Annotated in this window: 16 protein-coding genes; 14 read left to right on the forward strand and 2 right to left on the reverse strand. The window is 70.7% G+C overall.

The features are described 5' to 3' along the window. Positions 1-13: 13 nt before the first annotated feature. Complete coding sequence (locus tag ACQEUR_RS11950) at positions 14-661, forward strand: DUF402 domain-containing protein (RefSeq protein ID WP_433029447.1); 648 nt, start codon at positions 14-16, stop codon at positions 659-661. Positions 662-675: 14 nt separating this feature from the next. Here ACQEUR_RS11950 and ACQEUR_RS11955 read toward each other — a convergent pair whose 3' ends face one another. Continuing rightward, entirely contained in the window at positions 676-1734 is a 1059-nt protein-coding gene (locus ACQEUR_RS11955; RefSeq protein ID WP_433029449.1) for a LacI family DNA-binding transcriptional regulator, read from the reverse strand. A gap of 142 nt (positions 1735-1876) precedes the next feature. On the opposite strand from ACQEUR_RS11955, the gene ACQEUR_RS11960 reads away from it, so the two are divergent. The 13 genes from ACQEUR_RS11960 to ACQEUR_RS12020 all read left to right on the forward strand — a co-directional run bounded on the left by ACQEUR_RS11960 (position 1877) and on the right by ACQEUR_RS12020 (position 11610). Further along, the gene (locus ACQEUR_RS11960; protein ID WP_433029451.1) at positions 1877-3184 is read left to right on the forward strand and encodes an extracellular solute-binding protein; all 1308 of its coding nucleotides are present in this window, start codon (positions 1877-1879) and stop codon (positions 3182-3184) included. Then, positions 3181-4182, forward strand: a complete 1002-nt coding sequence (locus ACQEUR_RS11965) for a carbohydrate ABC transporter permease (RefSeq protein ID WP_433029453.1) — start codon at positions 3181-3183, stop codon at positions 4180-4182. Before ACQEUR_RS11960 ends, ACQEUR_RS11965 begins: the two co-directional genes overlap by 4 nt. Beyond that, positions 4179-5045, forward strand: a complete 867-nt coding sequence (locus ACQEUR_RS11970; protein WP_433029535.1) for a carbohydrate ABC transporter permease — start codon at positions 4179-4181, stop codon at positions 5043-5045. The genes ACQEUR_RS11965 and ACQEUR_RS11970 overlap by 4 nt, the downstream gene beginning before the upstream one ends. Before the next feature lie 464 nt (positions 5046-5509). After that, positions 5510-5983 carry a 30S ribosomal protein S16 gene (gene rpsP, locus ACQEUR_RS11975; RefSeq protein ID WP_433029455.1) on the forward strand — a complete coding sequence of 158 codons (474 nt, stop codon included), beginning with the start codon at positions 5510-5512 and terminating at the stop codon, positions 5981-5983. Further along, positions 5958-6218 (forward strand): RNA-binding protein, encoded by a 261-nt coding sequence (locus ACQEUR_RS11980; protein ID WP_433029457.1) that lies wholly within the window; start codon positions 5958-5960, stop codon positions 6216-6218. The genes rpsP and ACQEUR_RS11980 overlap by 26 nt, the downstream gene beginning before the upstream one ends. 14 nt (positions 6219-6232) lie before the next feature. After that, on the forward strand, positions 6233-6796 hold the full coding sequence (gene rimM / locus ACQEUR_RS11985; protein WP_433029459.1) for a ribosome maturation factor RimM: 564 nt from the start codon (positions 6233-6235) through the stop codon (positions 6794-6796). Positions 6797-6874: 78 nt separating this feature from the next. After that, entirely contained in the window at positions 6875-7651 is a 777-nt protein-coding gene (gene trmD / locus ACQEUR_RS11990) for a tRNA (guanosine(37)-N1)-methyltransferase TrmD (RefSeq protein WP_433029461.1), read from the forward strand. A 141-nt stretch (positions 7652-7792) separates the two neighbouring features. Beyond that, entirely contained in the window at positions 7793-8149 is a 357-nt protein-coding gene (gene rplS / locus ACQEUR_RS11995; protein WP_433029463.1) for a 50S ribosomal protein L19, read from the forward strand. A gap of 191 nt (positions 8150-8340) precedes the next feature. Next, positions 8341-9273 carry a signal peptidase I gene (gene lepB / locus ACQEUR_RS12000; RefSeq protein ID WP_433029465.1) on the forward strand — a complete coding sequence of 311 codons (933 nt, stop codon included), beginning with the start codon at positions 8341-8343 and terminating at the stop codon, positions 9271-9273. Then, positions 9270-9917: a signal peptidase I gene (gene lepB, locus ACQEUR_RS12005; protein ID WP_433029467.1), complete on the forward strand. Its 648-nt coding sequence runs from the start codon at positions 9270-9272 to the stop codon at positions 9915-9917. The genes lepB (ACQEUR_RS12000) and lepB (ACQEUR_RS12005) overlap by 4 nt, the downstream gene beginning before the upstream one ends. A gap of 100 nt (positions 9918-10017) precedes the next feature. Continuing rightward, positions 10018-10476 carry an NUDIX hydrolase gene (locus ACQEUR_RS12010; RefSeq protein ID WP_433029469.1) on the forward strand — a complete coding sequence of 153 codons (459 nt, stop codon included), beginning with the start codon at positions 10018-10020 and terminating at the stop codon, positions 10474-10476. A 1-nt stretch (position 10477) separates the two neighbouring features. Then, on the forward strand, positions 10478-11290 hold the full coding sequence (locus ACQEUR_RS12015; protein ID WP_433029471.1) for a ribonuclease HII: 813 nt from the start codon (positions 10478-10480) through the stop codon (positions 11288-11290). Beyond that, the gene (locus tag ACQEUR_RS12020) at positions 11287-11610 is read left to right on the forward strand and encodes a DUF2469 domain-containing protein (protein ID WP_007075222.1); all 324 of its coding nucleotides are present in this window, start codon (positions 11287-11289) and stop codon (positions 11608-11610) included. The genes ACQEUR_RS12015 and ACQEUR_RS12020 overlap by 4 nt, the downstream gene beginning before the upstream one ends. 113 nt (positions 11611-11723) lie before the next feature. Here ACQEUR_RS12020 and ACQEUR_RS12025 read toward each other — a convergent pair whose 3' ends face one another. Beyond that, entirely contained in the window at positions 11724-12884 is a 1161-nt protein-coding gene (locus ACQEUR_RS12025) for a sulfite oxidase (protein ID WP_433029473.1), read from the reverse strand. Positions 12885-13400 lie beyond the last annotated feature (516 nt).

Raw genomic sequence — 13400 nt, forward strand, 5'->3', positions numbered from 1 at the left:
CGCGGCCGGCGAGGTGCGCTTCACGCCGAGTCGGATCATCCTGCACCGTAACGTCCGGCGCGGACGGATCGGCTGGGTCCGGCTGGCCCGGGTGGTCAGCGACGACAGTCGTGGGCTGCTGCTCTGGATCGCCCGGGGCGCCCCGGTGGCGTACGAGGTCGCCGACGACGGCCGGGGCATGCGGGCGATGCCCTTCACCGAGTGGTTGACCCGCTCCTACCGGCTCGAGCAGGGTGTCTGGAACGGCCCGCCGGTGTTGAAGTTCCTGCCCGCCGGGGCGGACCACTCGGTCTGGTTCTTCCGCGGCGCCGACGGCCGGTTCGCCAACTGGTACGTCAACCTCGAAGAGCACGGCGTCCGCTGGGATGACGGGGCGGTGGCCGGGGTCGACGTGGTGGACCAGGATCTCGACGTGGTGGTCCGGCCCGACCGCAGTTGGCACTGGAAGGACGAGGAGGAGTTCGCCGAGCGGCTGGCCGTCCCCGAGCACTACTGGGTGCCCGACGCCGCCGCGGTACGGGCCGAGGGCGAGCGGGTCGTCAAGCTGGCCGAGGCGGGGCAGTTCCCCTTCGACGGCACCTGGTGCGACTTCGTACCCGATCCGGGCTGGACGGTGCCGACGGCGCTGCCGCCCGGCTGGGACCGCCCGCCCGCGCGCTGAACCTCGAGCCCGGCTCAGCCACCCGCCGGAGCGGTACGGGTGGGCAGCGGCAGCTGTTGCTGCCGGGCAGGCGCGTAGGGGCGACAGGACGCGCGGATGACCAGTTCGGTGGGGAGCCGGATGTGTGTGTCGCGTTCGACGCCGCGGATCAGGTCGATGAGCAGTCGTAACGCCTCGGCACCCATGCGTTGCAGGGGTTGCGTGATCGTCGTCAGCGGCGGGTTGACCAGCGCCGACTCCGGGACGTTGTCGAAGCCGATCACGGACAGGTCGTCGGGCACCCTCAGACCCATGCTCCGGGCGACGTCGAGGGTGGAGATCGCGGAGAGGTCGTTTCCCGCGAAGACCGCGGTCGGCCGGTCGGGGAGCGCGAGCAGCTCCGCGGCGGTACCGGCGGCGCTCTCGATCCGGAACCCGCCGACACGCACCAGCCTCTCGTCCACCGCGACACCGGCGTCGGCCATGGCCTTGCGGAAGCCCGCCTCGCGCAGGCGCGCCGACTCGAGGTCGGGGCGTCCGCTGATGTGCCCGATGCGACGGTGGCCGAGCGACAGCAGGTATTCGGTCGCGAGCACGGCGCCGGCGAAGTTGTCGGAGTCGACGGTGGGCAGGCCGGACGGGCCCGTGTGGGGGTCGACGGCGACGACGTGGAAGCCCTGCTTGGTTTCGACCACGGTCGGCGTGACGATCACGGCCCCGTCGATGAGCGTTCCGGACAGGCGCGCCAGCGACCGCCGTTCCCAGCCGATGGCCCTGACGTCGCCGTCGCCGCCGGAGTAGGCCAGCAGCTGGTAGCCGGTGCCCGCGACCTCCCTGGATGCCCCCTTGAGCAGTTCGGTCGAGAACGGCTCGAACTCGTCGACCAGGATGCCCAGCACGTTGGTCCGGTGACTGCGCAGGCTCTGCGCGCCGAGGCTGACCTCGTACCCGAGTTGTTGGATGACCTGTTGGACGCGTTCCACGGTCGCCTGGGCGACGCCGTAGCGGCCATTGATCACCTTGGATACCGTCGCCACGGAGACGCCCGCCGCCCTGGCCACGTCCGACATCTTGACACGCTGCGGAAACGCCACGCCGACGATGATAGAGGCCCGTCCGAAGCCGCTCGCAGCGGAGTCGAAAACGTTATCGACAACGGTTGACACCCCGTTACGGGGCTGTAAAACTCGCCGTTCAGGTTGAAGTACCGCGACTGCCTAGTCGAGGAGACATTCGATGCCGATCAAGCGCCGTACGGGCGCCGTCTTCGCGCTGTTGACGACCAGCGCGCTCCTTGCCGCCGGATGTGGCGGCGGCGCCGGAGAGACCCCCGTTGAGAACGAGCTGTACAAGAACCCGGTGACCCTGAACTGGTGGCACAACGCCTCCCAGGACGGGCCCGGAAAGACCTACTGGGAGAAGGTCGCCAAGGACTTCTCCGCACTTCACCCGACGGTCACGATCCAGATCGAGGCGATCGAGACCAACCAGCTCCAGCGCACCCGGCTCCCCGCCGCACTCCTGACCAGCGACCCGCCGGACATCTTCCAGGCGTGGGGCGGTGGCGAGATCCGCGAACAGGTGGAGGCCGACTACCTCAAGGACATCACCGACCAGGTCAAGACGGAAACCGCCAACATCGGCAGCGCGGTCGAGATCTGGCAGGTGGACGGCAAGCAGTACGGCCTGCCGTACCGGATGGGCATCGAGGGCATCTGGTACAACAAGGACATGTTCGCGCGGGCGGGCATCGCCGCTCCGCCGACCACCTTCGACGAGCTGAACGACGCGGTCACGAAGCTCAAGGCCATCAACGTCGTTCCGATCGCCCTCGGCGCCGGTGACAAGTGGCCGGCCGCGCACTGGTGGTACAACTTCGCGCTGCGCGCCTGCTCGGTCGACACCCTGAAGAAGGCGTCCGCCGAGACCGTCTTCGACGACCCGTGCTTCATCAAGGCCGGCCAGGACCTGAAGGCCTTCATCGGCACCAACCCGTTTCAGCCCAACTTCATCGCCACCCCGGGCCAGAACGACCCGACCAGCGCCAACGGCATGCTCGCCAACGGCAAGGCCGCGATGGAGCTCATGGGTGACTGGAACAAGGGCACCCTGGAGACCGTCGCCGAGGACAAGGCGGCGCTCAACAAGTTCCTCGGCTGGTTCCCCGTACCGGCGCTCTCCAATGCGGCGGGTGACCCGAAGGCGGCGCTCGGCGGTGGCGACGGGTTCTCCTGTGCCAAGAACGCCCCGGCCGAGTGCGTCGAGTTCCTCAAGTACATCGTGAGCCCCGAGGTGCAGACGGCGTACGCCCAGACCAACACCGGTCTGCCGGTCGCCAAGGGCGCGGAGGGTGGCGTCGCGGACCCCGCCCTGAAGTCCATCCTGGAGGCCACGTCCAGCGCGACCTACGTACAGCTCTGGTTGGACACGGCCTTCGGCAGCACCGTCGGCAACGCGATGAACGACGCGATCGTCGCCATCTTCGCGGGCAGTGGCTCGGCTGAGCAGGTCGTCGAGGCTATGAAGGCGGCCGCGCGCAAGTGACCTCCATCAATTCAACCCTGAATCCCGCCGGCGGCGCCTCCGCGCCGCCGGCGGGCCTCCGGCCCACGCGCCGGGGGTCGCGCTCCCGGGCCGCGGAGACCCGACGCAAGTGGTACGAGATCATCGGGCTCACCACGCCGGCGATCATCGTCTACGTCATGTTCGTGCTCGTGCCGATGGGCTTCGCGGTCTACTACAGCCTCTTCCGGTGGCGCGGCGTCGGTCCGCCCACCGAGTTCGTCGGCCTCGACAACTACGTCCTGGCGTTCCAGGATCCGATCTTCCTCGACGCGCTGCGCAACAACGCGCTCATCGTGGTCGGGTCGCTGCTGATCCAGGGCCCCATCGCGCTGGCCGTGGCGCTGCTGCTCAACCGTCAGTTCCGCGGGCGCACCGTGTTCCGGCTGCTGGTGTTCGTGCCCTACGTGCTCGCCGAGGTCACCGTCGGCATCATGTGGAAGCTGCTCCTGACCGACGGCGGGACGGTCGACGCGCTGATGCGGTCCCTGGGACTGGGCGGCATGGTGCAGGCGTGGCTGGCCGACCTCGACGTCGTCATCTGGACGTTGCTCTTCGTCCTCACCTGGAAGTACATCGGCTTCGCCATCATCCTCCTGCTCGCCGGCCTGTCGAACGTGCCGCAGGAGCTGTCCGAGGCCGCCGCGATCGACGGCGCGAGCTGGTGGCAGATCCAGCGCCACATCACGCTTCCGCTGCTGGGCCCGACGATCCGGATCTGGATGTTCCTGTCGATGATCGGTTCACTACAGGTCTTCGACGTGATCTTCGTGACCTCGGTGCCTGCGGTGCGGTCGCTCGGCGCGTCGAACACCATGGCGACGTACATGGTGGACAACGGCTTCTTCGCACGGCTCTGGGGCTACGGCAACGCGGTGGCCGTGATCCTGTTCGTCATCTCCTTCGTCGCGGCGCTGCTGTTCCAGCGTTTCTTCCTCCGTCGCGACCTCCAGGGCGCCATCACCAGAAGGGTGAACTGATCGTGGCCGGGAACGCTGTCCTGCCCCCACCAGCCAAGCGCCGCCCGGTGTCGTGGGGGAGCCCGCTCACCTACGCGCTGGCGCTTGCGATCGCGGCCGTGTCGATCACCCCGGTGGTCTACGTGATCGTCGGCGGGTTCCGCACCACCCCGCAGATCGTCGCGAACCCGGCCGGGCTGCCCGACCCGTGGGTCTTCGACAACTACGCCAGGGTGCTGACGCAGAGCGACTTCTGGGGACAGACGTTCAACAGCGCGGTGATCTCCCTGGGTACGACGCTCGCCGTCGTGGCGCTCGGCGTCAGTGCGGCGTTCGTGCTCGCCCGGTACGCCTTCCGCGGGCGGGAGGCGCTGTACACCTTCTTCACGCTCGGTCTGCTCTTCCCGGCCGGGGCGGCGATCCTGCCGCTCTACCTCATGCTGCGTGACCTGAACCTGGTCAACTCCTACTACGCGGTGATCCTCCCGCAGGTCGCCTTCGCGTTGCCGCTCACGATCGTGATCCTGCGCCCCTTCCTCGCCGCCATTCCTCGCGAGTTGGAGGACGCCGCCGCGATCGACGGCACGGGCCGGCTCGGCTTCCTCTGGCTCATCGTGCTGCCGCTGTCGAGGCCCGCACTCGTCACGGTCGGGATCCTCACGTTCGTGACGAGTTGGAACGCCTTCCTCCTGCCGTTGCTCGTCCTCAGCGACGCCAGCCTGCACACCCTGCCGCTGGGCGTCCAGAACTTCTCGAGCCAGTACACCTCCGACACCGCGGGCATCCTCGCGTTCACGTCGCTGGCGATGCTGCCCGCACTGCTCTTCTTCACCTTCGCCGAGAAGCAGATCGTCGGTGGCCTGCAGGGCGCGGTCAAGGGCTGACCGGAGGCGGTACCCGCGCGACGGCCGGGGGAGACCCCCGACAGACCGGCGGTCGCGCCGATGGCCAGCGGGGGCCATCCCCCCGGCAGGCATCGCGGCAGGCGGTGACCGGGACGGGCGGGACGACCGGGACGGCGCGGGCGGAATCTCACCTGTCCCGTCCCGTCCCGTCCCGTCCCGTCGCGCCCGTCCCGGCGCCGGTCCGGTCGGTCACGATCGTCGACCCGTAGCCTGTGGTGACCGCCGGCCCGGGTCGTACGGCGAGTTCGCCGGCCGGTGTGAGGTCTCGGGGCCGGGTCTGGCAGAATGGGTCGCTGGTACCCGGCACACGTTCGGCGCCCTCTACCCCGGGCGTGTCGCCAGTCCATCGAGCAGCCTCCGGCCCAACCCCACTGTGCCGGTCGCCGCTCACCCGCGCACCGCCCTTCCGGGCCGGTTCGAATCGCAACAGGAGCGAACACAACGTGGCCGTAAAGATCCGGCTCCTGCGGATGGGCAAGATCCGCAACCCGCAGTACCGCATCGTCGTGGCCGACTCGCGCACCAAGCGCGACGGCCGGGCGATCGAGTTCGTCGGGATCTACCAGCCGAAGGAAGACCCTTCGGTGATCCAGGTCAAGTCCGACCGGGTGCAGTACTGGCTCTCCGTCGGCGCGCAGCCGAGCGAGGCCGTGCAGCGCATCCTGGAGAAGACTGGCGACTGGCAGCAGTTCAAGGGCCTGCCCGCTCCTCCGCCGCTGCTGGTGGCGCCGGAGCGCGCGGACCGCAAGGCGGCCTACGAGGCCGAGGCCAAGGCAGCGGCCGGGATCGCCGAGACGCCGGCCAAGCCGGCGAAGAAGGCGGCCAAGGCGGCTGCGGCCCCGGCGGCGGAGGCCAAGGAGGAAGCGCCCGCGAAGCCCGAGGAGCAGGCCGGTGCCGCCTCCGGCGAGCAGGCCTGACGTGGCACTCCGGCCGGCGCTCGAGCACCTGGTCAAGGGGATTGTCGACCACCCGGACGACGTACGGGTACGGATGGTCGACTCCCGGCGGGGCAAGCGCCTGGAGGTTCGCGTGCACCCCGAGGACCTGGGCACGGTGATCGGCCGCTCCGGCCGTACCGCCAAGGCGCTGCGCCAGGTGGTCGGATCGATCGGCGGACGCGGGGTGCGGGTCGACATCGTCGACTCGTACTGACCGCGCTGGCATCGATGGAACTGGTCATCGGCCGGATCGGCCGGCCACACGGCATTCGTGGCGAGGTCACCGTCGAGGTCCGGACCGACGAGCCGGACGTACGCTTCGCCGTCGGGTCGGTGCTGCGCACCGACCCGACGGGGGCGTCGGCGGCCGGCGTTCCCCCTATGACGGCCGACGGTGAGCTGGTACGGGTGCCGGAGCGGCTCACCGTGGAGACCGTCCGCTGGCACCAGGGCCGCCTGCTGGTCACCTTCGACGGTTTCTACGACCGGGACGTGGCCGAGGCGCTGCGCGACACCATGCTGGTGGTGGACAGCGCCGAGGTGGCGCCGCCGGAGGACCCGGACGAGTTCAACGACCACCAGTTGATCGGGCTGGCCGTCGTCACCCCGACCGGGGAGGCGCTCGGCGAGGTGGCCCGGATCGACCACGCGCCCGCCTCGGACCTGTTGGTGTTGCGCCGACCGGAGGGGCGCACCGCGCTGATCCCGTTCGTCAAGGCGATCGTGCCCGAGGTCGACCTCGCGGGTGGCCGGGTGGTCGTCGACCCACCGGCCGGGCTGCTCGACCTGTGAGCCGCGTGGCGGTCCCGTCCTCGGACGGTTGAGACGCCCCTTCTTGTACGGGAAACGATAAAGGTGGCCGTTCCGCAGATGCGCGTCGACGTGGTGTCGATCTTCCCCGACTACCTCGCCCCGCTGGAGCTGTCACTGATCGGGCGGGCCCGAGCGTCCGGGGTGCTCGACCTGTCCGTGCACGACCTGCGCGGCTGGACCCACGACGTGCACCGTACGGTCGACGACACCCCGTACGGCGGCGGCCCGGGGATGGTCATGCGCCCCGAGCCGTGGGGCGAGGCGCTGGACGCGCTGGCGCCTCCCGGCCAGGACCCGGCGCCGCGCCTGCTGGTGCCGAGCCCGGCCGGGGTCCCGTTCACCCAGGCGAGGGCGCACGAGTGGGCCGCGGAGCCGCACCTGATCTTCGCCTGCGGCCGGTACGAGGGGATCGACCAGCGGGTGCTGGAGCACGCGGCCACCCGGATGCCGGTGACCGAGGTCTCGCTCGGCGACTACGTGCTCTTCGGCGGCGAGGTCGCGGTCCTGGTGATCATGGAGGCCGTCACCCGGCTGCTGCCCGGGGTGCTCGGCAACGCCGAGTCGCTGACCGAGGAGTCGCACGCGCACGGGCTGCTGGAGGCCCCGGTGTACACCAAGCCGCCGAGCTGGCGGGGGCACGACGTCCCGGAGATCCTCCGCTCCGGCGACCACGGGCGGATCGCCCGGTGGCGGCGGGACCAGGCGTTGATCCGTACCGCCGGACGGCGCCCGGACATGCTCGCCGCACTGCCACCGGCGGACCTGGACAATCGGGACGTCACCGCGTTGGCCGGGGCCGGATTTCAGCCGCCGGCCGACCATATGGCAAAGTAGAGGGGTTGCCGCAGTCGACCCGTGCCACGGGACGACCGCGAGGATCTCCGCCAGGGTCCGAGCCAGGATCGCCAGCGGAGATCAGAATCACCCATCCGCGCGCCGACCACCGGTGCGCCGTGAGCCTTCAAGGATGCAGCGATGAACACCCTGGACGCCCTCGACGCCCAGTCGCAGCGGACCGACCTTCCCGAGTTCCGTGCCGGTGACACCGTCAAGGTGCACGCCCGCGTCGTCGAGGGCAGCCGGTCCCGGGTCCAGGTCTTCGAAGGCGTCGTCATCCGGCGCCAGGGCGCGGGCCTGCGGGAGACCTTCTCGGTTCGGAAGATCAGCTTCGGCGTCGGCGTGGAGCGGACGTACCCGGTCAACAGCCCGGTGATCGACCGGATCGAGGTGACCGTCCGTGGTGCCGTACGCCGGGCGAAGCTCTACTACCTCCGCGAGCTGCGCGGCAAGAAGGCCAAGATCAAGGAGCGGCGCGAGAAGCGGGTCGGCTGATCCCGGCGGACTGCACGATCAACCGCGGGATGCCGTTCCCCCCGACGCCGACTACGCTGGCGGCACGGGCAGACGCGAGACGCGACCCGGCGGCCGCCGAGGTTGCGGGACGGCCCCGCGCCACCGCTCGCGGTGCCTACCGCCCAGGTCTCCCTGGGCGGTAGCGCTGTATCTCGGGACCGGGGAGACGCGTGGTGCGTAGGGTGGACGAAGCGAGCGATGTCGAACCGTGGCGTCGCCGGACCCGGCGGTCCCGCCGGACCCGCCGGCAGATGCCGCTGTGGCAGGAACTCCCGCTGCTGCTGATCGTCGCCTTCTGCCTCGCGGTCCTGATCCGCACCTTCCTCCTCCAGGCGTTCTTCATCCCGTCCGGGTCCATGGAGGACACCCTGCTGATCGGCGACCGGGTCCTGGTCAACAAAATCGTCTACGACCTGCGCGATCCGGTCCGGGGCGAGATCGTGGTCTTCCGGGGCACCGCCGACTGGGCGCCGCAGCTCTCCGACGAGCCCGAGCCCGGGTTCGTCGGCAAGCTCGGGCGCACCATCGGCGACCTGGTCGGGGTGAGCCGCCCCGGCGACAAGGACTTCATCAAGCGGGTCATCGGGCTGCCCGGCGACCGGGTGCGGTGCTGTGACGACCAGGGCCGGGTGACCGTCAACGGTGCGCCGCTCGACGAGCCGTACGTGCTGGAGAACTCCCCATTGGAGCCCCCGCCGAACCGGCAGGAGTGTCGCTCGCGCCGGTTCGACGAGGTCGTGGTGCCGCCCGGACAGCTCTTCGTGATGGGTGACCACCGGCTCGTCTCCCAGGACGGGCGCTGCCAGGGGCCGGTGCCGATCGACAATGTCATCGGCCGGGCCTTCGTCATCGTCTGGCCGTCCACGCACTGGACCTCGCTGCCGGTGCCGGAGACCTTCGACAACCTGCCGAAGCCCGTCGCGGCGGCCGGGCTCGGAACGCCGTCGTCCGTACCGGGCAGCCCGGAAAATCCGGAAAATGCGGGAGCTATCACTGCGAACACGGGAGATGCCGCCATTACACTGCCAATCATGGGCACTCTGCTCATTACCGCGCGTTCTCGACGCTCATCCGGGACTCGGCATCGTAGGCTCCACTCGTGATTGACGAGCAGACGGACAAGTCAAAGCCCCGCAGCTCCTTCTGGAAAGAGCTGCCGATTCTGCTGGGCGTGGCAATTCTGGTCGCGGTGCTGGTCCGGGCGTTCGTCCTGCAGACCTTCTACATACCGTCGCCGTCGATGGAGCACACCCTCGACATCTACGACCGGGTCCTCGTCAACAAGCTGGTCTACGACTTCCGGGCACCGCACCGGGGCGAGATCGTGGTCTTCGTGGCGCCCACCGAGTGGAGCGGCAACCCGGACGGGGAGGACTTCATCAAGCGGGTCATCGGAGTCGGTGGCGACCGGGTGGTCTGCTGCGACCCCGAGGACCGCCTGATGATCAACGGACAGCCGCTCGACGAGCCGTACGTCTTCACCGAGAACGGGGTCCGGGACCCGGTCGCCGACGAGGAGTTCGACATCACCGTACCGGCCGGCCGGCTCTGGGTGATGGGCGACCACCGGTCCGCCTCGGGCGACTCGCTGGAGCACTGGCAGCAGAGCAACCAGAACATCCAGCTCGCGACCATACCCGAGGAGTCGGTGGTGGGACGGGCCTTCACCGTCTTCTGGCCGGTTGGCCGGGCCACCTGGCTCTCCGTGCCGCCCTCCTACGACAACATCCCGGCACCGCAGGGCTGAGCCGGCGACCGACCCCGTGGCGCGGCGCTGACGGCGTCCCGCTCCGCCCCCGCTGGCCGGGGTGTGCGGACGGAGCCGGCGGCGCGACTAGTCTGGTCCGGTGACCGTGTTCACCCCTCGCCGGGCCGCCCGGGTGCTCCTGGTCGATGCCGAGCGCCGGTTGCTGCTCTTCCACGGCTGGGATCCGGCTCGACCCGAGCGCCGCTACTGGTTCACTCCGGGCGGCGGGCTCGACCCGGGCGAGACGCCGGCGCTGGGCGCGGCCCGCGAGCTGGCCGAGGAGACCGGGCTCAGGATGCCGCCCGAGGAGTTCGGCGAACCCGTCTGGCAGGAGGTCACCGAGTTTTCCTTCGACGGCCGCTGGTACCGCCAGGATCAGCAGTTCTTCCTGGTCCGGGTGGAGAGCTGGGAGGTGGACACCAGGGGCTTCGACCCGGCCGAACGGGACACGATCGACGCACACCGCTGGTGGACGCCGGGCGAGCTGGCCCGGACGACCGAGCGGTTCTATCCGACCGACCTGCCCGAGGTGCTGCGTCGGGCATTGGGGAGCGAGTAGGGTGCTTACCCCACCCCGTACCGTGGTCCGCCGCGAGGGCGGCCTCTACGCGATGGAACGCGCACTACAGCGGCGTGGCTTCCGGCACGTGGCCGGGGCCGACGAGGCGGGTCGTGGGGCCTGCGCCGGTCCGCTGGTGGCCGCCGCTGCCGTGCTGCCGGAGGGGCGCCGGGGCGAGATCGAGGGGCTGGCCGACTCGAAGCTGCTGACCCCGGCCGCCCGGGAACGGGTCTACGCCGAGGTGGTGGCCCGGGCCGCCGCGTACGCCGTGGTGGTGATCCCCGCCGCCGAGGTGGACCTGCGTGGGCTGCACGTGTGCAATCTGGCCGCGATGCGCCGGGCGTTGGCTCTGCTGTCCGTTCCGCCGGAATACGTGCTGACCGACGGGTTCGGCGTGGACGGCCTCGGCGTGCCGGGACTGGCGGTCTGGAAGGGGGACCAGGTCGCGGCCTGCGTCGCGGCGGCGAGCGTGCTCGCCAAGGTCACCCGGGACCGGATCATGGTGGAGCTGGACGACCACCATCCCGGCTACGGCTTTGCCGAGCACAAGGGATACATCACGCCCGAGCACACCGCGGCGCTGGAGCATCACGGCCCGTGCCCGGAACATCGCTTCTCGTACGTCAATGTCGCCGCTGTCTCGGGACGGATCGGGTCGCCGCCCCGGACCAGGCGGCCGGCTCACCTCAGCGGGATCGAGTCGATGGGGCGGGCGGGCCGGGCAGGGGGTACCGTCGGCGTGGCGTTGGGCGAGCGGCCTCGACCGTCCGCGCCGGTGGGGGAAGATGTGGCCATGGAAGGCGGAGTGGGATGAGCGCGGAAGATCTCGAAAAGTACGAGACCGAAATGGAGCTGCAGCTCTATCGGGAGTACCGCGACATCGTTCGCCAGTTCTCCTACGTGGTGGAGACCGAGCGGCGGTTCTACCTGGCGAACCAGGTGGACCTGCATGTCCGCAATTCGGACGGCGAGGTCTACTTCGAGGTGGAGATGCACGACGCCTGGGTATGGGACATGTACCGTCCGGCGCGCTTCGTGAAAAATGTCCGAGTAATGACGTTCAAGGATGTGAACGTCGAGGAGCTCGAAAAGCCGGACATTTCCCTGCCGGCGGATTCCGGCTTCGGCGGCTGACCCGGCCGGGCCACGTCCCGTCCCTTCCGCCCCGCCGACCGGCGGCCGCTGCCCGCGAGCCGGGGTCCCCACCGCGCGCCCGCCGCCGGCTCACCTGGCGCGGTCCGGTCCGCTCACCGGCCGGCCGGAAGATCCTCCGGAACGACCGCCACCACCACCCACTGCACCAGGTTGTTCGCGAACCCGCCCCGGTTCCACGGCTGCTCCACCGGCTGGGTACGACCGGACGCGTCCGTGGCCCGCGCGCCGAGCGTGTGGCGGCCCGGGGTCGCCGTCCATTCGTACCGCCAGCGGCGCCACGCCCACCGCTCGTCGGCGGCCTGGCCGTCGACGCCCGACCCGGCGGGGACCGTCCCCGGGTCCAGCGTCGCCTCGCTCCAGGTGGCGCCGCCGTCGGTGGTCACCTCGACCCTGGTGACCGGGGCGAACCCCGACCAGGCCCGACCCTCCACTGTGCACGGGCCGGGACGCAGCACCCGGGCCCGCGACATGAAGTCGGGGAAACCGGGCGGTCGCACCAGCGCCCTCGGCTCGATCCGGGTGACCGGCACCCCGGGATCCTCCGGGTGCGCCCGGAGCCGGTAGGCCACCGCGTTCTGGTAGCCGTCGAACTCCCGGTCGAGGACGGTGATCCGGCGCAGCCACTTCACGTGTGCCATGCCGTACCAGCCCGGCACCACCACGCGCAGCGGGGCGCCGTGCTGCGGCAGCAGGGGAGCGCCGTTCATCTCGTACGCCAGCAGAATCTCCTCGCGCAGCGCCTCGGAGACCGGCAGGCCGCGCTGGTAGTCCTGCTCGACGCCGCGCTCCACGCCGTGGTCCGCCCCCGTGAAGACCACGTCCACCGCGTCCGGGTCGATCCCGGCCTCCCGCAGCAGCGGGGCCAGCGGCGTGCCCGTCCACTCGGCGGTGCCCACCGCCTCGGTCAACCACGGCTGGCTCACCGGGCGGGGGGTGAGCAGCGCGCGCCCGTTCCCCGCGCACTCCAGGGTGACCCGCCGGGTCACCCTCGGCCGTGCCCGCAGCCCGGCCAGGTCCACCGTCATCGGCCGGTCGACCCGACCGTCGATGGTCAGCGTGTGCTGGGCGGGGTCGAGGTCCGGGATGTCGTAGTGGATGAGCAGGTAGTGCAGCCCGGTCGGGGTCACGTCGTACCGGAGGGCCTCCAGGGGGAGCGCGTGGTTGCGCGCGGCGAGCGCGAGCTCCTCGACGCTGATGCCCTCCTCCGGCTCCGCCAGCCGGGACGGGCCGCTGACATCGTCCACAGTGCTCATCGGCGCTCCCTCGTCCGGCCGTCGCGGATGGGTACCCGCGCAGGCTGCCAGCCTAGGCGAGGCGACCGGGCGGTGGATCGAGGGCCCGGCGGTGCCCGGGCCGGCCTCCGCCCGGTTTGTGCCGCCATACCAGATCATCGGCCTGGTTGGGCGTTTTCCACAGGGCGCTCGGTTGTCCACAGCTCGCGGCTGGCGTGGTTGTGGCGGCGACCGGACGCCGCGAGGCTGGCCGGCATGACGCTGCCCGACATCACGAGATGGCACAGCCGGGCGCTGGCCCTGACCCTGTCGCTGCCGTTGCTGCTGGCACCGGTGTCCCGGGTGTCATCGTCGCCCGACCCGACCGCGCGACCGCCCTGGTCGGTCCCGGCCGTCGGGCAGGGGCCCCGGCCGGCGACGCCGTCGCCGACGGCCGGGCCCGCCGCCTGGTGGGTGGCACCGGCCGTCGATCGCTTCCGCTGGCCGCTGGACGGCGCGCCCCGACCGGTACGCGGGTTCGATCCGCCGCCCCGACCG

This window comes from Plantactinospora sp. CA-290183 (assembly GCF_050936375.1).
Classification (GTDB): domain Bacteria; phylum Actinomycetota; class Actinomycetes; order Mycobacteriales; family Micromonosporaceae; genus Plantactinospora.